Genomic DNA, 22276 nt, shown 5'->3' on the forward strand with positions numbered 1-22276 from the left:
ATACGTGATACAGGGCTATAGAAACCGAAGTGCTCGGTTTCACTTTTACTATTGTATCAGCGCCTTCATGTAATTGACAAGGATTAAGTGATTGCTTATTGATATAACGGGAATTTATAAGACTTTCCAATTTGTATTTTTGTAGCAGATGTACTTTTGTTCAGTTGTTTAAAGTCATCAATTACCTTTTCAATAGAAGGGATTTTTTTCTTGTTAATTTGTTCGGTAATAGAAAGAACTGTCTCACCTGTTTTGACTTCAATTGTTTTATAAGTGACATCTGTTTCTTTTTCTGCTTTGTTCTCTTTCTTTTGTTTTGTATCTGTACTTTCTTGTTTTATCGTTTGGGCCGCATTTGTTTTTTTATATGAACTTAACATCGGTAAAGTGCCGATTTTTATATCGTAATAAAATATATAACCAAGAACAAGCACGAATAAGAATATACCTAATCTTTTCATATTCTTCACTCCTTTGCTAGGAATATATGCTTGTCCAAAAAAAAAATGCCTAATTAGGCATTTTTTTCGTTCTTATTTTTCTTTCGGTTTTGGAACTTCTTTAATTGTTAAGTATAGAACAATTAAAACAACTGCGATATAAATGAATGTTGAACCAGGTACAACGATTTTGAATAAATCCATAATCATAAAGAAGATTGTTGGAATTGTGTAGCTGTAAGCAGTTAACGTCCATACTTGCTTATAAGATAATTTACGTTGACCGCTCATAGCCGAACCTATAAACGCAAGTAAAGTAATTCCTAAGAAAGTAATAAATAATTGGAATAGGTATACTAAAACTCCGATAACGGCTAGTAAAATTGGATAAATACTATCGAATACAGAAATAAAATCTTTTAAATCTTTCTTCTCAAGAGATGTCCCTAATAAATCATTATAGGAGTATGTTTGTGTTTGACCATTTCCTATAGAAACTACTTTATCTTTTAAAATAAATAAACCAGTTTTGTTTTGATATTTTTCTATATCTGTTGTATTTGGATCAAATACGAAAAGAGCATCTCCCTCTTCTTTTTGAATAGGTTGTTCAATATCGGCTTTTAGTTCACCATTTTCAATTTTAAAATCAGGTAAATCTTTTTCAATTGCTTGATTTACCATGGTAACACTATCTTGAATAAAGCTACCGTAAAAGAATGTTCTTGGAATAGTAGTGATTAGACAAAGTAGCATAATATACAAAATGGTTTTTCCGATTTTTTGAAAACGGAATAGCGCCATATCTTTAGGCGAATATACGCTTTTTGCTAATTGGGTAAATATGGACATAGATTCACTTCCTTTATGTATGTATAAAATCATTGTAACGTAGGAATCTAGAGAATCTCAAGATATATTATATTTACATATAGTGGAGATAACTAAATTTCTTTTTATTAATTTTCTTCTTTTGAATGAGAAAAATACAATTGACACTTTTCTTTTCCATATGGTAAATTTATCTTACATTTCTTAAAGAATATATCCGATAGGGATTCCTTTATTTGATATGTTGTTACATACATAATTGTGGACCCTTAGCTCAGCTGGTTAGAGCAGACGGCTCATAACCGTCCGGTCGTAGGTTCGAGTCCTACAGGGTCCATATCCATTTCACATGTTTATTACGTCAGCAGGAAGCTTCCTTGTAGAAGGGAGCTTTTTTTATGAAATATATGAGCATTTTAATTGAAAAGAAGTGGGAATTTTGCTACTTTAATGATAGCAAGACAATGTGATTTATTTGTTTGCACCCTATGGCAATTAGGGTAGAATGAAGTTGTATGTCACTTAAGTGGCAATACATAAACTGGGAGGAATATAACAATGGCAAAACACGAATTACCAAATTTACCTTATGCGTATGATGCTTTAGAGCCTCACTTTGACAAAGAAACAATGAACATCCATCATACAAAACACCATAACACGTACATCACAAACTTAAACGCTGCTTTAGAAGGTCATGCAGAATTAGCTGACAAAAGCGTAGAAGAATTAGTTGCGAACTTAAACGAAGTACCAGAAGCAATCCGTACAGCAGTACGTAACAATGGTGGCGGACATGCTAACCATACATTCTTCTGGACAATCTTATCTCCAAATGGCGGCGGACAACCAGTAGGTGAACTTGCAACTGCAATTGAAGCGAAATTCGGTAGCTTCGATGCATTCAAAGAAGAATTCGCAAAAGCTGGCGCAACTCGTTTCGGTTCTGGTTGGGCTTGGTTAGTAGTAAATAATGGTGAGTTAGAAGTAACAAGCACACCAAACCAAGATTCTCCTTTAACTGAAGGTAAAACTCCAGTTATCGGTTTAGATGTTTGGGAACATGCTTACTACTTAAATTACCAAAACCGTCGTCCAGACTACATCGGTGCATTCTGGAATGTTGTAGATTGGAACGCTGCTGAAAAACGTTACCAAGAAGCAAAATAATTGTAATAACGATAGAAAAAGCTAGGAGAATGCTCCTAGCTTTTTTCTGTGCTTTCCTTTTACATAATTGAGCTTGTCTTTGGAAGACTAGAACATGAAGTAAAGGAGAGTTGTGTATGAAGTGGAAACATATAATTGGTGACGTTGAAGTGAATCGGGATTTAGTGTTATTGCTCCTTATTGGAGGTTTATACACGCTCGCAATTTCTTTATCGAATACGTTTGTTAACATTTATTTATGGAAACAAACACAAAATTATGTGAATCTTGGCTTGTATAATTTGGCCAGCGTTGTATTACAGCCTCTCACATTTCTTATAGGTGGGAAATTAGCGAAGCGTATTGATCGCTCAATTTTGTTACGAATAGGCGTAGGCACGTTAGCTATTTTTTTTATCGTTGTTTTAGTAGCGGGAAAAAGCGCTTCTCACTATATTTTATTAATGGGGGCTCTTTTAGGAGTCGGGTATGGTTTTTACTGGCTCGCGTTTAATTTATTAACATTTGAGATTACAGAACCAGAAACAAGAGATTTCTTTAATGGTTTTCTTGGACTTCTTACATCATTCTCGGGCATGATTGGGCCGATAGCAGCGGGATATACAATTTCACGTATGGAAAAATGGAGTGGCTATACGGTCATATTCTTTCTTTCGTTACTGTTATTTGCAATTGCTGTCATTTTAAGCTTTTTTGTATCTAAGAGAGAATGTGAAGGACGGTATGAAATTGTTCAAGTATTGAAAGAGCGGCAGGTTGATAAAAACTGGGGAAGAATTACACGAGCTCATTTTTTTCAAGGGCTGAGAGAGGGAACGTTTATTTTTGTTATTTCAGTGTACGTGTATTTAGCAACTGATAGCGAACTCGCCTTAGGGAAATATAGCTTAGTAAATTCTGCTGTATCATTTGTTTGTTACTATTTAGTCACTCGTATGTTAAAGAAAGAGTGGCGAAAAAAAGCAATTTTGCTCGGAGGCATTATTTTATATGCTGTCGTATTTTTAGTTATATTCAATGTTACATACACAAAATTACTTATTTATGCAGCGTGTATCGCAATTGCATACCCTATTTTGCTCGTTCCGTACGGGTCCATGACATATGATGTAATTGGTAGGGCGAAAAATGCGAGAGAGTGGCGTGTAGAATATGTAGTTGTCCGGGAATTATGGTTAAATGCAGGAAGAATTTGCTCGATTTTAAGTTTTTTATGTGCTGTACTATTCTTTCCGCCTGAAAAAAGTTTGCCTTACTTATTATGTATTTTAGGTGCAGGACATTTTCTTATTTATTTTGCAGTTAAAAATGTCAAATATGATGAGGGAAATACGAGTAAAACAAGTATTGTAACGCAAGGAACTACGCAGAATCAAACAGAACCAGAAGGTTAACTTCTCGGTTGTTTTATGCTAGAATAGAAAAAGATGTAAGACAGCAGTGAGGACACCTGTATGAAGGTGTCCCTTTCACATTACATAGCTGTTGGTAGAGGGGGTTTGTATGAGCAAGAAGCAGAAACAACAAAAGAAAAAGACTCACGTTCCTTTTCGGTTAAACGTGCTGTTTTTCTGCGTGTTTTTAATGTTCTCCGCGGTTATTGTAAGGCTTGGATATGTACAAATTGTTCGCGGTGAGGAATACAAGAATGAAGTGGAGAGGAAAGAGAACTCGACGATAAGTAATCCTGTACCACGTGGGAAAATATTTGACCGTTATGGGCGAGCTGTAGTAGATAATGCAGCTGTACGTACGATTACATTTACAAAAATGAAAGGATCAACTGCAGAAGCTCGCTTAGAAACAGCGAAAAAGCTAGCAGAGTTGATTGAAGTACCGACAGATAAATTAACAGATCGCGATAAAAAAGATTATTGGCTTGCTATGCATAAAGAGGAAGCGAAAGAAAAAATTACGAATAAAGATCGTCAAGAGTTGAAAGATAAAAAAATTGACGATAAAGAATTAGAGGAGCGTCAACGAAGTCGCGTGACAGAAGAAGAAGTGAATCAATTATCCGCAAAAGATTTAGAAATACTAGCGATTAAAAGCAAAATGGACGGCGGATATGCAATGACACCACAAGTCATTAAGAAGGATGCAACTGATGAAGAATATGCGATTATTAGTGAAAAATTAGCGGAATTGCCAGGTGTAGATACAAGTGTCGATTGGGAGCGAAAATATGCATATGATGGTGATTTGTTCCGAAGTGTACTTGGTGGTGTAACAACTTCTGATGAAGGTTTACCGAAAGAGCGTTTAGATTACTATCTTGTTCGTGATTATAATCGGAATGATCGCGTAGGGAAAAGTTACCTTGAACAGCAATATGAAGATAGCCTGCACGGTACGAAAGCAGAAGTGAAAAATATTACAGATAAAAACGGTAATATTTTAGAAACGATTAATGTATCAAAAGGGCAAAGTGGTAATGACCTGAACTTAACAATCGATATGGAATTACAAAAGCGTGTAGAAGAAATTATCACGAAAAATTTATTGAGATATAAAGGTGGACAACCTCTTTTAGATCGTGCATTCGTTGTAATGATGAATCCAAAAAATGGTGAAGTTTTATCTATGGCAGGGAAACAGTTAGTGAATGAAAATGGCGAAACGAAAGTACAAGATTTCGCATTAGGAACGATGACAAGTTCTTATCCAATGGGATCGACTGTAAAAGGTGCGACAGTACTTACAGGGTATCAAACAGGTGCGATTCAACCGGGTTCAGTTCAATATGACGAACCAATCAGATTAAAGGGAACGCCACAAAAAGCTTCTTGGAAGAATATGGGTTACATTAATGATTTGACAGCATTAAAAATGTCTTCTAACGTATATATGTTTAAAACAGCGATGAATCTCGCAGGTGTTCAATATGTGAAAGGTGGTACGTTAGATATTCCACAAAAAGCATTTGATACGATGCGTTATTATTTCGGACAGTTTGGACTTGGTGTGAAAACAGGTATTGATTTACCGAATGAATCAGCGGGCCAAACAGGTAGAGGAAATCAGCCAGGTTTCTTATTAGATTTATCAATTGGACAGTACGATACGTATACACCACTTCAATTAGCACAATATGTTTCAACAATTGCAAATGGTGGTTACCGTATGCAGCCACAAGTTGTAAAAGAAATTCGTCAACCGGCAGCGAAACCAGATGAAGTTGGAAAAGTTGTTCATTCAATGGAACCGAAAGTTCTAAACCGTATTGATATGCCTGAATCACAAATTAAACGTGTTCAGGAAGGATTTAGACAAGTATTTAACGATTCTGGTGGTACAGCTGCGAAATACTTTACAGGTGCACCATATAAAGCTGCTGGTAAAACAGGTACAGCTCAAACTGTGTATGGCGGAGATAAAGAGATTGGTAGAAAGGCAAACGGTGAGCGTAAAGAAACATATAACTTAACGTTAGTAGGTTATGCGCCACTTGAAGATCCTGAAGTAGCGTTTTCTGTTGTTGTACCTTGGGTAGATGATAAATCAGGTATTAACGGTTATATTAGTCGTGACATTATGGACGCGTACTTTGATTTGAAAAAAGTAGAAAATGGCGAAGCTCCAACAGATGCAAAAGACAATAAAAAGAAAAATATAGATCAAGATGATGAATAAAAAAGTTGTAAAAAAAGCACACTATCTGAAAAGATAGTGTGCTTTTTTTTATGGTCCATGCATACGTTTTAATATAGTGGACAAGCATATCGTATCGAAAAATTAAGAGGCCTAACAAGTAATACGTTTACTTCTCCTCTGGGGATAAAGGTTTTATGAACCAATCATCAGTGAAGATGAGCAGTGGCTACGGATTAAAATTTTACTTAATGTTGATTCTTGTGGAACTTTACAAAACTTTTACAAACAATTAAAACCGAATTAATAGTTTAGCAGTATTCTTATATCTGTAATCCTGTTATTTCCGGTTACTTCTAGGAGGAAGAACACGTGAAATGGATAAGTGCATCGATTAAAGTTTTCATACTGTCGACATGTTTCCTTTATGTTGGCACGTCTACTGCATTTGCTGTAAATGAAATGGGAGAAGTGAGAGTTGATGGATCCTCAACAGTTTTTCCTATTATAGAAGCAGTAGCGGAGGAATATACAAAGGTGCATCCGAACGTGAAAATTTCTATCAGTGTTTCTGGAACAGGAGGAGGATTTAATCGTTTCAGTAAAGGAGAAGTGGATATAAATAATGCTTCGAGAGTAATGAAACAAGTGGAAGAAAATGAAATGAAGAAAAACTCCATTCAGTTTACACCATTTGAAGTTGCTTATGATGGTCTGACGATCGTTGTGAATCGCCAAAACACTTGGGTAGACAATATGACGGTAGACGAGTTACGTCTACTGTGGAGTGAAGATGAAAGTGAAAAGCGATGGTCACACATTCATTCATCATGGCCACGCGAACAGGTGAAGTTTTATGCGCCAGGTGTAGACTCTGGTACGTATGATTATTTTCAAAATGTCATCTTACAAAATAGTCGCATTGTAAAAAAAGTCTCTTTGTCTGAAGATGATCAAGTTATTATGCAAGGGGTAATGAATGATAAAAATGCCATTGCTTTTGTAGGATATGCTTATTATATGGCCAATCGAGATAAGGTGAGAGCAATAAAAGTGAATGGTGTACTTCCGACGAAAGATACGATTCAATCAGGTAAGTATAAGCCGTTATCTAGGTCGCTATTTGCTTATGTGAATGATGCATCTATCCGAAATAAAATGAATGTAGCAAATTATATTGAGTTTATGATTCAACATGTTGGTAATCTCGCTGAAGAGGTTGGATATGTAAAATTACCAAAAGAAAAGTACAATGAACAGCTGCGGATGTTAACAGAAATAAAAAGGTAATGTCAGGGTGGAAAGGGGTTTTCATCTTTGGCTTATAATGACAAAAGTCAAATTACATTTTCTGTACAACATTTGATTGAAAGAAATACAAAACAAAGAAAAAAAACGCAGCGAATCAATCGAATCGTTCCATTATTACTAAAAATAATTGCTAGCGTGTCTATTGTGACGACAATTGGAATTATTTTTACTTTGGCAAATGAAACAATGATGTTTTTTCAAAAAATACCATTACACTCCTTTTTGATGGAGAAAGAATGGTTACCTTTTTTTGAAGATCCTAAATTCGGTATATTACCACTTATATGTGGAACGGTCCTTGTAACAGCAATTGCTATGTTCGTAGCAATTCCTATCGGTTTAGCGTGTGCCGTATTTTTAAGCGAATATGCTTCAAACGGTGCAAGGAAAGTGTTAAAGCCAATGTTAGAACTATTAGCAGGTATCCCGACAATTGTATATGGTTTTTTTGCATTAACAGTTGTAACACCGCTTTTACAACGGATTATACCTGATTTACAGTTTTTTAATGCGATTAGTCCAGGTATTGTTATTGGCTTTATGATGATACCTACAATTGCATCTCTGTCTGAAGACGCAATGAGAGCTGTAGCAAAAGGAACGAAAGAAGCTTCGTTAGCACTTGGAGCAACTCGGTTTGAGATGGTAAAACAAGTCGTGTTTCCTTCGGCTTTTACAGGGATTATGGCAGCGATTATATTAGCTGCTTCCAGGGCAATTGGTGAAACGATGATCGTTGTAATTGCAGCGGGATCCACGCCGAACGTATCGCTCGATCCGACACACTCCATTCAAACGTTAACAGCTTATATTGTGCAAGTGAGTTTAGGTGATGCTCCGCATGGAACCATTACGTATTACAGCATGTACGCTGTAGGTGCAACGTTATTTTTGTTTACTTTTATAATGAACATCATTTCGCAGTTTATTATGCGCCGCTTTAGGAGGGTGACATAATATGCGAATGTTGAATCATAAAAAGATACAAGAAAATATGGCATCGCGTTTTTTAAAAGATCGAGTTTACAAATTGTTATTTTATATGGCAATTTTGTTTTCAATAGTAATACTGCTTATTTTGCTTTTTCAAATTTTTGAAAAAGGTATAAGTTATCTTTCATTAGATTTCTTTACAAACTTTGCTTCGCGTAATCCGAAAGAAGCAGGGATTGCTGCAGCTTTGTCAGGAACAATATTATTTATGAGTATTGTTATACCAGTCTCTTTTATATTTGGGGTCGGAACTGCTCTTTATTTAGAGCAATATGCGAAGGAATCTATATTTAAAAAGGTAATAGAAATTAATAATCAAACATTAGCAGGAGTACCTTCCGTTGTATTTGGATTGCTCGGCTTAACTATTTTTGTATATGCTCTTCATCTAGGTGAGAGTATCATCGCTGCGGCACTGACGATGAGTTTACTCGTCTTACCGACAGTTGTTGTAGCGAGTCAAGAAGCAATACGATCTGTACCAAGTTCATTATTAGAAGCTTCTTACGGATTAGGTGCTACGAAGTGGCAAACGATGTATCAAATTGTATTGCCATATGCTTTCCCAGGAATTATAACGGGTTGTACGTTAGCGATATCAAGAGCGATTGGAGAAGCGGCACCGTTATTAGTTATCGGGGCACTTGCATTTGCAAATTATGTTCCATTTAGTATGTTTGATAGATTTACAGTTTTACCAATTCAAATTTTTAATTGGATGAGTAGACCGCAAGAAGAATTTCAGTATGTAGCAGCTGCTGGGATGATCGTTTTGTTAGGTTTGTTGCTCTTTATCAATATATTTGTCCTATGGTTACGAAATCGAAAATAAGTTGGAAATGGATGAAAGGGGAATTCAAATGGTAGCAACAGTAGTAAATGTACAGGTGAAAAACGAGGAGAAAATCGAGACTGCGCCAAAGAAAGTAGTATTTGATACGAAAAACTTAAATTTATGGTACGGAGAAGACCATGCTTTAAAAGATATTAACTTAAGCATTCATGAGAATGAGGTTACAGCAATTATCGGGCCAAGTGGTTGTGGTAAATCAACGTACTTAAAAACATTAAATCGTATGGTAGAGTTAGTACCAATCGTGCGAACTACAGGTGTAATTGAATATAGAGAGCGCAATATATTTGATAAATCATATCCAGTTGAAGAATTACGAACACATGTAGGAATGGTGTTCCAAAAGCCAAATCCATTTCCGAAATCTATTTATGAAAATGTAGCATACGGCCCAAAAATTCATGGTATAAGCGACAAGAAAACGTTGGATGAAATTGTTGAAAAAAGTTTACGTGGAGCAGCAATTTGGGATGAGTTAAAAGATCGTTTGCACGATAATGCATACGGTTTATCCGGTGGACAGCAACAGCGTCTATGTATCGCACGTTGTTTAGCGATTGAACCCGACGTTATTTTAATGGATGAGCCAACATCGGCACTAGACCCAATTTCAACATTAAAAGTAGAAGAATTAATTCAAGAGTTAAAGAAAGACTTTAGTATTGTTATCGTAACGCATAATATGCAACAAGCAGCACGTATTTCAGACAAAACTGCTTTCTTCTTAAGTGGAGAAGTTGTGGAATATACAGATACAAATAAATTATTTACGACACCTTCAGATAAGCGTACAGAAGATTATATTACAGGCCGATTCGGTTGATATCGTTGCAAGGCTCAGAGCAAATGCCTTCTTAACAGAGGGCATTTCTTATTTTTACCTCATCTAATTAGAGAAGTAGTACGTCTCCTATCTTAAGGCTTATTACAAGTACGCTAGGTAGGAGATCTATATATACAATGGCACTTAATATTGAGGGGGAAGAAAAAATGGTAAGAGAACAGTTTCAATGTGATTTAAAAATGTTACAGCAAAAGGTGATTGAGCTTGGTGTACTAGCGAGGGAAGCTTTGTTGCTTGCCATGGAAGGTCTTCGTACAAGGGATGTAGAGAAAGCGTTAGAGGTTATAGATGGTGATTATCGTATGGATAATTTAGAAGAGGAAATAAATGATCTTGCGCTTATGCTTATTACGAAGCAGCAACCTGTAGCAAGTGACTTAAGAAGGATTTTTATTTCAATTAAAACAGCGACAGATTTAGAGCGTATTGCAGATCATGCTGTTAATGTTGCGAAATCAACAATTCGTCTTGGGGAAAAAGAAGTAACTGTCAGTTTGCATAATATTGAGGAAATGTTTGCTATTGCTAATGAGATGTTAAATTTAGCATTAGAAGCATACGAACAGGAAAATTTAACTTTCGCGAAACAAATTGCCGAAATGGATGATTCTGTTGATGAAATATATGGGAAAGCGATTCGTGAATTTATATCTTCAGTCCCAGAACAACCAGAAGCGATTACACAAATTACACAATTATCTTTTGTAGCGAGATATATTGAGCGTGTAGCAGACCATATTACAAATATTGCTGAGAATGTTTTTTATTTAGTAAAAGGAAAGCATTACTTATTAAATGAATAAAGAAAAAAAGCAGGTGAAACATCGCCTGCTTTTTTTAGTCAAAACATGACAAAAAAAGCTCGTTGTTTCCATTAGTTTATGATGATAAGATGTATCATAATATAATGGAAAAATTAGGACATATATGTTGGTCACTTATTGAGTATTATTTTTCTAAGTTAATAGTAAGCGTTTTCTTTTGTGGGGGTTAGAAAGATACATGTATATAGGAAGTCTTAATCAAAGTTTTTCTCACCAGTGATGATTCATTGAAATAATCAAACTTATACTGCTAGTTAATGCAGGGTAGATAATATACATATCGTATATGAAGTTATTGAACATTATATAAGTGGAGGCTGAAGTATATGAAGGGGGTTATTTTAGCTGGAGGAAAAGGAAGACGCCTTAGACCATTAACATGTAATACTCCAAAGCCGATGTTGCCGTTATTAGAAAAGCCAGTTTTGGAATACAATATTGAATTATTACGTCAGCATGGTATTCGTGAAATTGCAATTACTGTTCAGTATATGAGTACGTCCATTAAGCAATATTTTGGTGACGGCAGTAAATGGGGAGTTAACTTGTACTATTTTGAAGACTCTCCTCCGCTTGGAACAGCAGGGAGTATTAAACAAGCGGAAAAGTTTTTAGATGAAACATTCGTTGTCATAAGCGGGGATGCGTTAACTGACTTTCAATTATCAGAAGGAATTACGTTTCATGAACAAAAGAAAAGAATGGTAACTATGTTTGTGAAGGAAGTAGAAAACCCTCTTTCATTCGGTTTAGTTGTAATGAACAAAGAACAAGAGGTTACACGATATATAGAAAAACCGAGCTGGAATGAGGTAGTCTCTAATATTGTGAATACAGGTATTTATATTATGGAGCCAGAAATCTTTTCTTACATACCGCCCCAAGAATTTTTTGATTTCAGTCAAGATGTGTTTCCTTTATTGGCAAATAAGAACGCATTATTTGCATATTTGTCAGAAGGTTATTGGTTAGATATCGGTACATTTGATCAATATCGACAAGCACAATTTGATTTGTTAACGAAAAAATTGCAAGTACCTATTCCTTATACGGAAGTATTGCCGATGGTATGGATGGGGGAAGGTGTGACGATTGGAAAAGGAACGAAGATTCACGGCCCTTCTTTTATTGGAGAAGGAGCAAAGATTGGTGCTGGAGCTGTAATTGAGCCGTATTCTATTATTGGGAAAAATAGTATTGTTTCAAATTATTCTCATCTTCAAAAAAGTATTGTTTTTGCAAATGCACACATTGGGCAGTATTGCGAGCTATTAGAAACGACAATAGGAGAGCATACAATGGTGGAAGATGACGTTACACTGTTTCAAAAAAGCATTGTAGCGGATCATTGTCATATAGGGAAAAGTACGGTAATTAAGCAAAAGGGAAAACTATGGCCATATAAGGCAATTGACAGCTATTCGGTAGTAGGATCGGCTGGTGTACAAGAAAGTGAAAAGAGTGCAGGATGGTTGCAAAAAAGCCGCATTGTAGGAAGAGGTAATGTTGAGATTACTCCTCAATTTATTGTAAAGGTTGCGATGGCGTACGGATCTCTTTTTGCCAAAGGAGAAAGTATATTAATCGGGAGTCAAGAACATATAGAAACGACTTCTTATAAAAATCTTTTTCTTCATGCGATTCATGGTATCGGGATTCATACGATGGAATGTAAAGAAATGAACGAATCGCTTTTTCAGTACAGTATTCAGGATTTACAATGTGCAGGTGGGGTTTTCATTCAAGTGGAAAATGAAAAAGAGGTTGTTATAAAGTTGTATGGTAAGGATGGGGTACAATTAACGTATAAGCAACAAAAAGCGATAGAACAAGTATATATGTCTGAGTCGTTTTATTACGTATGTGAGAAAGAAATGGGACGGAATAAGCTAGTCCACGTTTCTTTACATGATTATATAGAGGTTGTATTGGAGCGCATTGATATTGAAAAAATACAAAAACAGAAGTTTCATCTTCTTATTAATAAGAGAAATGATATGTTACAACATTTACTTATGCACTTTTTGCAAAGGCTTGGATGCACGGTTACGTGGATTTATGCGGGCGAACAAAAGGATCATGTGAAAGCATTGATGAAATCAAGCAAAGCAAATATGGCGCTTATGTTTTCAGAGCAAGGAAATTATTTCGAGTTATATGATAATCATAGTAATATTTACCAGGGAACAGATTTTGAAGAAGTAGATATTCCGGATTTATTACTTGAATCGGCAGGAAATATCTACCCGATGTCTTTGAAATTAGGAGAATGTTACCTTCTATTTTATACGCAGGATGAAAAAAAGTCGTTTCAAGCGAGATGGAAGCGAGATATTTTATATCGAATTGGGAAATTATTTGAGCTAATAGCATTGCAGGGAAAGACATTTCTCAGCATAGTAGAGCAATCACCTCCGCTCTATCTACTTTGTGATGAAGTGGTATGTTCATGGAATGAAAAAGGGAAAGTAATGAGGAAATTATTAGCTGATATGGAAAGAAAAGAAGAAGGTATATTTGAAGGCGTACAGTTCAAATATACGGAAAAAGAGTGGTCTTATATCGTTTCTGACACAAAACAACCGAAATTTTTAGTGTATTCGCATGCTAGAAACCCAGTAATAGCAAGGGAAAACATGAAAAATCTTATAGAAAAAATTAGACAATATCAAAAGGTGTAGAATTTTTATTTTAAAAGTGGTATTATAGTATAGTCTGATTTAAGTTATTAGTACTGGAGGGAAATAAGAATGCGTGTGAATATTACTCTAGCATGTACAGAATGCGGAGATCGTAACTATATCTCAAAGAAAAACAAACGTAACAACGCTGAGCGTATCGAGCTTAAAAAGTATTGCAAGCGTGACAAGAAGTCTACGTTACACCGTGAAACAAAGTAAGCAGTAGGAATATTTTCCTACTGTTTCTTTTTTTATTCGATTCCTCTGTTAAAAGTGATACACTATCATCGTAGAGCAAAGTATCACTGTGAGGGGGAAAATGTGTGAGAGAAGAGAAACTACGTTTACGTAAACAAATAATAGAGCACATGAATTCTTTATCAGAAGAACGATATACAACTTTATCAGAGCAAATTGCATTTTCGTTGTATGCGCAAAAAGAGTGGGCTGAAGCTAAAACAATTGGAATCACTCTCTCAATGGAAAATGAAGTGAATACATATCCTATTATCGAAAAAGCTTGGGAAGAGGGAAAGAAAGTTGTTGTTCCGAAGTGTAATAAAGGAACACGAACAATGTCCTTCCGGCACATTAGTAATTTTGATCAATTAGAAACAGTGTATATGAATTTACGTGAACCAATTCCAGCGCTTACGGAAGAAGTGAATGCAGATGGAATTGATCTTCAAATCGTGCCAGGCGTAGCTTATACAGAGCGAGGAGAACGGATTGGATATGGCGGTGGCTATTATGATCGTTATCTCGTGCATTATAAAGGGAAAACGCTATCATTAGCTTATAGTTTTCAAATGGTAAAGCATATTCCAGTAGAGTCGTTTGATAAAAATGTAGAAAAAATTATTACAGAAAAAGGAACAATGGTTAAAAATGGGCTTGTATAGACAAATAAAAATTGACGAGACTTTTTCTTCTTGATTATAATAAAATATGTGAACGTTTTCTTATTATAGTTTTTTATAGTAAGTGAGCATAGAGGGTGATGAAATGGTATCTATTTATGATATTCAGCAATTGCTAAAGAAATTTGGTACGATTATTTATACGGGAGATCGAATTGCAGATTTACAATTAATGCAAGATGAATTGCGTGAATTAAATCAATCACAGCTAATCGATCCACAAGACTATCAAACAGCTTTATTTTTATTGAAGCAAGAAATTCAAAAAGAGCTAAATAAGAATTAGATAAAGGTAGGTAAGCAACATGGAAGAGAAATGGTTAGTTGGTGTTGACCTTGGTGGTACAACGATTAAATTAGCATTTATTAATGTGTACGGTGAAATTTTACATAAGTGGGAAATCCCTACGAATACAAATGAGCAAGGAAAACATATTACGCTTGATGTAGCGAAAGCGATTGATAAAAAGTTAGAAGAGTTAGGTGAATTAAAAAGTAAGTTAATTGGTATTGGTATGGGAGCTCCTGGTCCTGTACACGTGGCGTCTGGAATGATATATGAAGCTGTTAACTTAGGATGGAAAAACTATCCGTTAAAAGATTTATTAGAAGTAGAAACAGGATTACCTGTTGTTATTGATAATGATGCAAACTTAGCAGCACTTGGTGAAATGTGGAAAGGTGCTGGTGAAGGAGCAAAAGATTTAATTTGTATGACACTTGGCACTGGTGTTGGTGGCGGTGTAATTGCCAATGGTGAGATTGTACACGGCGTAAGCGGTGCTGCTGGTGAGATTGGACACATTACAGTAGTTACAGAGAATGCTTTTCCATGTAATTGCGGGAAGTCTGGTTGCCTAGAAACTGTAGCATCTGCAACGGGTATTGTACGTGTTGCTATGCAAAAAATACAAGAGACTGATAAAGAGAGTATGCTACGTTCTATGTTAGCAGAAGAAGGGCGTATTACATCAAAAGACGTATTTGAAGCACATGGACAAGGTGATGAACTAGCAGGCGAAGTAGTAGAAAAAGTAGCTTCTTATTTAGGATTAGCTGTAGCGAACCTTTCTAGCACGTTGAACCCAGAGAAAATTGTTATTGGTGGCGGCGTTTCTAAAGCTGGAGATGCACTATTAGAACCAATTCAACGTTATTTCGAGCAATATGCTTTCTCACGTGCTGTAAAGAGCACGAAGCTAGCTATTGCAACACTTGGTAATGACGCAGGTGTTATCGGAGGAGCTTGGCTTGTAAAAAAGCACAAATACGAAGTGAAGATGATATAAGTTATGAACTATGAAAAGAGGAAGGGGAAACCCTTCCTCTTTTTGTGTGAAATCTTGATGAAGAATAACATGTAAATGAATTAAGCTGCCGGTGGGTACCCGTTATATAGAACAGTCATGATCGTAAACCATCCGAAAACGAGTACAGTTGCAATTGCAAAGCCGCTCGCGAAAAAGTTCTTTTCACGAAGTGTTCTAAGCGTAGCAAATACAGCTAACAGAGTGACAAGCGTAAAAATAATAACAAGGCCCATACAATATCCTCCTCTGTCTACCCATTCCTTAATATGAGTTTTTGGAATATTTACTCTTTTATATTGTACATGTTTTAAAAATGATTGTCGAGATAGCATCCTTTCTTTTCCTAAGAGAAAAAAATGTTGTATCATTGAAAGTAAGTTTAATAATTGGAGGAGATTTTCATATGAAATGGACACAAATGCCGTTAGGCCCATTACAAACGAATGCTTATATTTTAACGAATGATCAAAATGAGTGTATTATCTTTGACCCTGGTCACGAAGGAGAGAAGCTCGTTACATATTTACAAGAAGCGCAGTTAAAGCCACTAGCTGTTTTATTAACCCATGCTCACTTTGATCATATTGGTGCTGTTGACGCGGTAAGAGACGCTTTCCATATTCCTGTGTACGTACATAAAGAAGAAGAAGATTGGTTAGGCGATGCAACTGTAAATGGCTCTCAAATTTTTATGATGAATCGCAGCATTACAGCAAAACCAGCAGATCATATTATTGATGCAGAAGGTACATTAGCAATTGGTTCATTTAATTTTGAGGTTTTTGAGACGCCAGGACATTCTCCAGGCAGTATTTCTTATTATTGTAAAGAGGCGAATGCTGTATTTTCTGGAGATGTATTGTTCCAAATGAGTATCGGAAGAACTGATTTACCTGGTGGGAGCTTTGCTGAATTAATTGGAAGTATTGAAGAAAAATTATTTGTATTACCTGATGAAACAGCAGTGCTATGTGGACATGGTCCAGAAACAAGCATTGGTTTTGAAAAAGAAAATAATCCATTTTTACAGTAAGGAGTCATTATGGGGATGGAGCTTATTTTAAAAGAATGGATGGCGAAAGAGAAGGATTATTCAATTTCATATAGTACGTATATGAACCTCGTATTGTATACAGAGGGACATGGTTATTATATGAAGGAACGTGAGAAAATTGGAAGACAAGGGGATTTTTTTACAAGTAGTAACGTATCCTCTGTTTTTGCAAAAACATTTGCTAAGTTTTTTATTCGTCTTGTTGAAAATGGTGAAGTTGCTCCGAATATTTGTGAGATTGGTGGGGGAACAGGAAAGTTTGCCTATGATGTTTTACAAGAATGGAAGCAATTGTCTCCAGAAACCTTTATTGATTTAAACTATTCATTGATTGAAATGAGCCCTTTTCATAGAAAATTACAGCAGAAAAATCTTTGTTCGTTTTCTAATGTGGCATATTATACGTCGCATAGTGAAATGGGGGAATCATTCGAAGGAATTCTTTTTTCGAATGAGTTATTTGATGCATTTCCTGTTGAAGTAATTCAGAAGAGAAATGGAATATTGTATGAAGTACGTGTTACATACACAGAAGAGGGGAAACTTGCAGAAGTATGTAGACCGTTACATAAAAGCATCGGTCGATACTTATTGAAATATAATATTCACCTTGTTGAAGGTCAGCGTTTTGAAGTGTCGATTGCGATGGAAGAATATATAAAAGAAATTGCGAAATGGTTTCAACGAGGTGTATGTATTACAGTTGATTATGGATACACAAAAGAAGAATGGATGCATCCTGCACATCAAGAAGGAAGCTTACGAGGGTATTATGAGCATAAGTTAATCCGTAATCCTTTAGCACATCCAGGTGAAATGGATCTTACTACTCATATTCATTGGGACGAACTAAAAGAGATGTTTAGCCTGCAAGGTATGCAGACAGTATGGCATAAGAAGCAAGCTGAGTTTTTGTTAGCAGCAGGAATATTAGATCAGCTTACCGATCATCAGGATAGGAATCCTTTTTCTGAAACTCAAAAACAAAATCGTGCAGTTCGTTCGATGATTTTGAGCGGAGGATTAGGGAGTGCATTTGATGTTGTTATACATACGAAACATATGCAACAGTTACACTTAGATCGGTATTTGAAACTATAAAAAAACAAGACACAGCATATTTCTGTGTCTTGTTTTTTAATACGACTTATGTAGCATCATATATTTCCTCTCATGATATATATTTATATTAAAGATATGAGATGAAAAATATAAAATACGTCCTTTTTTCTCTGTTTATGAGTCCCTAACCTAATAATACGCGAACGAGTTGAATAATTGTCTCGTTTTCTACTTTGTAATAGATTTCCAATCCTTTTCTTTCACTTGAAACGATTTTAGCGCTTTTTAACTTTGCTAAATGCTGTGAAATTGTAGATTGTGGCATGTTTAAGCCAGTGTACATTGTAGAAACATTGCTTGGACCACGTTCAATTAATCCTTTTACAATACATAAGCGAACAGGATGAGCAAGTACTTTCAATAATTCTGCATTGCTTTCATATAGTTCAATTTCTTTTTGAAAGGTTTCTAACATGTTCTTTTCCACCTCCGTGTGAGCTGTTATACCATACTATACATACCAAAAAATCAAAGAAAAGAAAACAGTTGTTGCAGAAAAAAAGTCCTAAAGTAAAGAAATTGTAAGAAAAGAGACCCTGATGTAAATAAAGTAGATGATTTAGCACGGTTTTGTAAAATGACATTTTTGGGTGAAAATTTAGATGCGTTTTAAAAATTGAAAGATATAGATATATTTGTAACACAATCTTACCATGATTTTCTTATTCTTTCAAATGAATATACAAAATTTTTAAAATAATATGACAAAGGAATTATAATGATATATATAGAATATAAAACAGGTTAAAAGAAAAGAAGCTGAATGTAATCAGCTCCTTTATGGTGAAAATGAAATGTTTGAGTATAGCTGATAAATCTTAGAATTGCCAAGTCATTAGTTATGTATTCTAGCATTCATCGTTCATCAACTTTAAAAATCTACGGTTCCATATATTCTCATAAAAATCAATTGTCTCTTTTGCGGACATAAATGGATTATGTAACGTAGAGGTTGTTTTCTGTACCATGAAGTTTTCGTATCCTAGTCCATGGGCAAATTTAATTGTAGCATCCATGCAGTACTCTGTTTGGGCACCACAAAACTCAATACGATGTACAGATAATTGATCTAAAATCTCTTTTAAGTTTGTTTTATAAAATGAATTGGCATGTGTTTTTCTTACAAAAAAATCTTGTTCTTGAACATCTAAATCAGCATGAATAGCCCAAAGTTCTTTTTCGGGTACTAAATCATCATCGCAATGTTGAACGAAAAGAATTGGTTTATTTGTTTTTCTGTATGAAGAAATTCTTTTATTTACTTTTGTAAGTAAATTTTGTAAATCAAATAAATGCTCTTCGCTATAACATACTCCATTTTGTAAATCGATAACGATTAAAACATCTGCACAAGTATCCATTATTTTTGCCCCTTTTTTACTTCTTAATATATCAATTAATTCATTACTTGGAAATAGATGGTGCTCTGTCGTTTTTTATGAACTATACGAAAAGTGAAAAATATACTTAACAGCATAAAAAAGAAGATATGATAACTTAATTTCATATCTTCTATTCTCTCTATGCATTTACAGGTTCTTCTACATAAGAAAGGGCATTTTCAAAATCGGATATTAAATCGTCAACATTTTCAAGGCCGACGGATAACCGAAGTAATGAATTAGAAATCCCTCTTTCATCACGAGCTTCTTGTGACAATGCTGCATGTGACATTTTAGCTGGGTAGGAAAGAATCGATTCGACAGCACCTAAACTAACCGCAAAGACAGGTAATTTTACTTTTGATAGAAATTGGCGGAGTGCGTCTTCTGATTGTAAAGTGAAAGATAGGACAGCTCCGGCTGATGTAGCTTGAGATTGTTGAATATTAAATCCAAGATGTGATTGTAAGCCAGGATAATAGACATTTTGAACTTTAGCGTGCTCTTGTAAATAGTGTGCAATTTTATTGGCGTTTGCAGCTGAATGCTCAAGACGTACATGCAATGTTTTTAGACCACGAAGCACGAGAGAACAATCTTGAGGGCCTAAAATAGCGCCGAATGCATTTTGTAAAAATCCAAGTTTTTGAGCGAGTTCGGCATCTTTTACAACCGCTAATCCGGCAGTAACATCACTATGACCAGCAATGAATTTTGTGGCACTATGAAGAACGACATCGGCGCCAAGGTCAAGTGGCTTCTGGAATAGTGGTGTCAAAAATGTATTATCAACAAAAGTAAGGGCGTCAATAGATTTTGCAAGTTTAGAAACAGCACGAATATCTGTCACTTTTAAAAGCGGATTAGAGGGTGTTTCCACATAAAAGAGTTTTGTATTTGGCTTAATGTTTTGCTTTATTTCTTCTAAATTAGTCATATCAATAAATGTATGGGAAACACCGTAACGGGAGAGAACTTCAGTTATAATTCGATAAGTGCCTCCGTATACGTCTTCTGAAATGAGTACGTGATCACCTTGTGAAAGAAGGAGGAATGCAGTAGAAATCGCTGCAATCCCTGATGCGAAGGCAAATCCTTTTGTTCCGCCTTCTAATAAAGCAATGATATCTTCAAGAGCTTCACGAGTTGGATTACCAGATCGGCTATAGTCATATTTTCCGAACGTATCTATATCAAACTGGTGGAATGTTGATGTATTATAGATGGGAACGTTAACAGCTCCTGTTTGCGAGTCATGTTTATATTGGTTGTGCAGTAAGAGTGTATCTATAGAATAACTCATATTCTTACACCTTCTTTTACAAGTTTAATGGCTTGCTGTAAGTCTTGAATTAAATCGTTACTATTTTCAATGCCAACGGAAAATCGCAGAAGACGATTACATACACCGTTTGCTGTTCTGATTTCTTCAGGAATATCAGCGTGTGTTTGCGTTGCTGGATATGTCATTAAACTTTCAACACCACCAAGACTTTCAGCGAATGTAATTAAGGATAAAGATTGTAAGAATGGATTGATCCATGTTTCATCTTTCAGACGAAATGAGATCATGCCGCCTCTTCCAGGATAAAATACATCTGTCACCCCGTCTTCATCATTTAAATAAGCGACAACTGCTTTTGCATTTTCTTCATGTTGTCTCATACGAAGCGCTAACGTTTTCATACCACGAATTAATAGCCATGAGTCAAATGGGCTTAAGACCGCACCAGAGGCATTATGATAATGAGCGATTTCCTCACAAAGTTCCTTACCTTTTGCAACGACAAGTCCGCTTAGGACATCGTTATGTCCTCCTAAATATTTTGTTGCGCTATGAAGTACAATGTCAGCACCTTCTGTTAATGGTTGCTGTATATAAGGTGTGTAGAATGTGTTGTCTACAATAAGAAGTAGTCCGTGTCTTTTCGCTACAGTTGCGACAGCGGCAATATCAGTAACTTGCATTAATGGATTAGTCGGAGTTTCTATGAAAATAGCCTTTGTTTCAATTGTGATAGACTGCTCAATTTGTTTAATAGATTGTGTATTTACGTATCTACATCGAACGTTCCACTTTTTTTCGTGCTCAGAAAATAATCGATAAGTGCCCCCGTATAAATCTTCGGATACAATAAGTTCATCTCCGGAACGGAATAGGGAAAGGACAAGGAGAACAGCTGCCATCCCTGAACTACAGGCATAACCTTGTTCACCGTATTCTAAATCTGCGATTGCCTGTTCTAAAAGGCCGCGAGTTGGATTGCCAGTTCGTGAGTAGTCAAAGCCAGTAGATTTGCCAATTCCTTCATGACGATAAGCAGTTGAGAAATAAACAGGTGGATTAACAGTTCCTGTTGTAGTTTCGCTCCGGTTTCCGATTTGTGCTAGTTTTGTTTCGATAGTTGACATGTGAAAATTCCTCCCTTTTAAATTAACAATTAAGTGAATGTAAAATAAAAAAAGCCTTCTAAGAAGAAGGCTTTCGGTTTGAATAGAGTCTTCTTCTCATCTGTCAAATCTTTCACAATTTGCTGGAATTAGCACCTTATTAACAAATGTTAATGGTTGCTGAGGCGTCGTAGGGCCAGTCCCTCTACCTCTCTAGATAAGAATGTTCGTATGAAATTTTATTATGTTTTTAACTTTACAACAAAAGATAATTGAATTGCAACTTTATTTTAAATAATTTTTATTTTTCCGCAAGTGTCATTGACTTTTGCATTTGTGCGTGCTAAATTTATTAAAAAATTAGCAAACATTGTTAAAAGGGGAACGCATTTCCTTTTAGCTACATAAATAAAATAATAAAGACAACTCTTATTGAGAGCGGTGGAGGGAAAGGCCCTGTGAAACCCGGCAACCTTCAAACGAAATGTTTGAAACGGTGCTAATACCTGCAAAACGAATGTTTTGCATAATAAGAGGAGGAACGATTATGTCCCCCTCT

The 22276-nt window shown here is 35.6% G+C and carries 22 protein-coding genes, 1 tRNA gene and 2 riboswitches; of the genes, 16 read left to right on the top strand and 7 right to left on the bottom strand.

Going from position 1 to position 22276, the window contains the following annotated elements; all coding sequences use genetic code 11:
• Positions 1-95 precede the first annotated feature (95 nt).
• Entirely contained in the window at positions 96-461 is a 366-nt protein-coding gene (locus tag QCI44_RS06075; protein ID WP_000825407.1) for a hypothetical protein, read from the bottom strand.
• Between the two features lie 72 nt (positions 462-533).
• Positions 534-1292: a DUF1189 domain-containing protein gene (locus QCI44_RS06080; RefSeq protein ID WP_016135337.1), complete on the bottom strand. Its 759-nt coding sequence runs from the start codon at positions 1290-1292 to the stop codon at positions 534-536.
• Positions 1293-1534: 242 nt separating this feature from the next.
• Here QCI44_RS06080 and QCI44_RS06085 point away from each other — a divergent pair.
• The 14 genes from QCI44_RS06085 to glcK all read left to right on the top strand — a co-directional run bounded on the left by QCI44_RS06085 (position 1535) and on the right by glcK (position 15747).
• A tRNA-Ile gene (locus QCI44_RS06085) sits at positions 1535-1608 on the top strand.
• A 221-nt stretch (positions 1609-1829) separates the two neighbouring features.
• Positions 1830-2441, top strand: coding sequence for a superoxide dismutase [Mn] (gene sodA, locus QCI44_RS06090; protein WP_001052031.1), 612 nt, complete (start codon positions 1830-1832; stop codon positions 2439-2441).
• A gap of 116 nt (positions 2442-2557) precedes the next feature.
• Complete coding sequence (locus tag QCI44_RS06095) at positions 2558-3835, top strand: MFS transporter (protein WP_016086263.1); 1278 nt, start codon at positions 2558-2560, stop codon at positions 3833-3835.
• Positions 3836-3944: 109 nt separating this feature from the next.
• Positions 3945-6074, top strand: coding sequence for a peptidoglycan D,D-transpeptidase FtsI family protein (locus QCI44_RS06100; protein ID WP_016136817.1), 2130 nt, complete (start codon positions 3945-3947; stop codon positions 6072-6074).
• 330 nt (positions 6075-6404) lie between these two features.
• Positions 6405-7322 carry a phosphate ABC transporter substrate-binding protein PhoX gene (phoX, locus tag QCI44_RS06105; RefSeq protein WP_353811034.1) on the top strand — a complete coding sequence of 306 codons (918 nt, stop codon included), beginning with the start codon at positions 6405-6407 and terminating at the stop codon, positions 7320-7322.
• A gap of 27 nt (positions 7323-7349) precedes the next feature.
• The gene (pstC, locus tag QCI44_RS06110) at positions 7350-8300 is read left to right on the top strand and encodes a phosphate ABC transporter permease subunit PstC (RefSeq protein ID WP_016086266.1); all 951 of its coding nucleotides are present in this window, start codon (positions 7350-7352) and stop codon (positions 8298-8300) included.
• A 1-nt stretch (position 8301) separates the two neighbouring features.
• Positions 8302-9168 carry a phosphate ABC transporter permease PstA gene (gene pstA / locus QCI44_RS06115; protein WP_016086267.1) on the top strand — a complete coding sequence of 289 codons (867 nt, stop codon included), beginning with the start codon at positions 8302-8304 and terminating at the stop codon, positions 9166-9168.
• 28 nt (positions 9169-9196) lie between these two features.
• Positions 9197-10012: a phosphate ABC transporter ATP-binding protein gene (gene pstB / locus QCI44_RS06120; RefSeq protein ID WP_000226683.1), complete on the top strand. Its 816-nt coding sequence runs from the start codon at positions 9197-9199 to the stop codon at positions 10010-10012.
• 167 nt (positions 10013-10179) lie between these two features.
• A complete protein-coding gene (gene phoU, locus QCI44_RS06125) occupies positions 10180-10836 on the top strand; it encodes a phosphate signaling complex protein PhoU (RefSeq protein ID WP_353811035.1) in 657 nt (218 codons plus the stop codon).
• A gap of 347 nt (positions 10837-11183) precedes the next feature.
• Positions 11184-13538, top strand: a complete 2355-nt coding sequence (locus QCI44_RS06130; RefSeq protein WP_016086270.1) for a sugar phosphate nucleotidyltransferase — start codon at positions 11184-11186, stop codon at positions 13536-13538.
• A gap of 69 nt (positions 13539-13607) precedes the next feature.
• A complete protein-coding gene (gene rpmG / locus QCI44_RS06135; RefSeq protein ID WP_001265616.1) occupies positions 13608-13757 on the top strand; it encodes a 50S ribosomal protein L33 in 150 nt (49 codons plus the stop codon).
• Positions 13758-13861: 104 nt separating this feature from the next.
• A complete protein-coding gene (locus QCI44_RS06140) occupies positions 13862-14440 on the top strand; it encodes a 5-formyltetrahydrofolate cyclo-ligase (protein WP_353811036.1) in 579 nt (192 codons plus the stop codon).
• 103 nt (positions 14441-14543) lie between these two features.
• A complete protein-coding gene (locus tag QCI44_RS06145; protein ID WP_000253699.1) occupies positions 14544-14744 on the top strand; it encodes a YqgQ family protein in 201 nt (66 codons plus the stop codon).
• A gap of 19 nt (positions 14745-14763) precedes the next feature.
• Positions 14764-15747, top strand: a complete 984-nt coding sequence (gene glcK, locus QCI44_RS06150; RefSeq protein WP_016086272.1) for a glucokinase — start codon at positions 14764-14766, stop codon at positions 15745-15747.
• An 80-nt stretch (positions 15748-15827) separates the two neighbouring features.
• On the opposite strand, the gene QCI44_RS06155 is transcribed toward glcK, so the two are convergent.
• Positions 15828-16001, bottom strand: a complete 174-nt coding sequence (locus QCI44_RS06155) for a DUF2759 domain-containing protein (RefSeq protein WP_000524852.1) — start codon at positions 15999-16001, stop codon at positions 15828-15830.
• A gap of 170 nt (positions 16002-16171) precedes the next feature.
• Between QCI44_RS06155 and QCI44_RS06160 the strand changes: the two genes are divergently transcribed.
• Both QCI44_RS06160 and QCI44_RS06165 read left to right on the top strand, forming a co-directional pair.
• Positions 16172-16801 (top strand): MBL fold metallo-hydrolase, encoded by a 630-nt coding sequence (locus QCI44_RS06160; RefSeq protein WP_016086274.1) that lies wholly within the window; start codon positions 16172-16174, stop codon positions 16799-16801.
• A 9-nt stretch (positions 16802-16810) separates the two neighbouring features.
• Positions 16811-17923: a class I SAM-dependent methyltransferase gene (locus tag QCI44_RS06165; protein WP_016086275.1), complete on the top strand. Its 1113-nt coding sequence runs from the start codon at positions 16811-16813 to the stop codon at positions 17921-17923.
• Positions 17924-18068: 145 nt separating this feature from the next.
• Here QCI44_RS06165 and QCI44_RS06170 read toward each other — a convergent pair whose 3' ends face one another.
• From QCI44_RS06170 to metI, 4 genes are all read right to left on the bottom strand, one after another.
• A complete protein-coding gene (locus QCI44_RS06170) occupies positions 18069-18359 on the bottom strand; it encodes an ArsR/SmtB family transcription factor (RefSeq protein WP_000894375.1) in 291 nt (96 codons plus the stop codon).
• 433 nt (positions 18360-18792) lie between these two features.
• Positions 18793-19305 carry a cysteine hydrolase family protein gene (locus QCI44_RS06175; RefSeq protein ID WP_016086276.1) on the bottom strand — a complete coding sequence of 171 codons (513 nt, stop codon included), beginning with the start codon at positions 19303-19305 and terminating at the stop codon, positions 18793-18795.
• 160 nt (positions 19306-19465) lie between these two features.
• Positions 19466-20629, bottom strand: coding sequence for a cystathionine beta-lyase (metC, locus tag QCI44_RS06180; RefSeq protein WP_353811037.1), 1164 nt, complete (start codon positions 20627-20629; stop codon positions 19466-19468).
• Positions 20626-21738 carry a cystathionine gamma-synthase/O-acetylhomoserine thiolyase gene (gene metI, locus QCI44_RS06185; RefSeq protein ID WP_016086278.1) on the bottom strand — a complete coding sequence of 371 codons (1113 nt, stop codon included), beginning with the start codon at positions 21736-21738 and terminating at the stop codon, positions 20626-20628. Before metI ends, metC begins: the two co-directional genes overlap by 4 nt.
• A gap of 93 nt (positions 21739-21831) precedes the next feature.
• Positions 21832-21941: riboswitch (SAM riboswitch) on the bottom strand.
• A gap of 202 nt (positions 21942-22143) precedes the next feature.
• Positions 22144-22253: riboswitch (SAM riboswitch) on the top strand.
• Positions 22254-22276 lie beyond the last annotated feature (23 nt).

The sequence above is a fragment of the Bacillus cereus group sp. RP37 genome (assembly GCF_040459695.1).
GTDB lineage: Bacteria > Bacillota > Bacilli > Bacillales > Bacillaceae_G > Bacillus_A.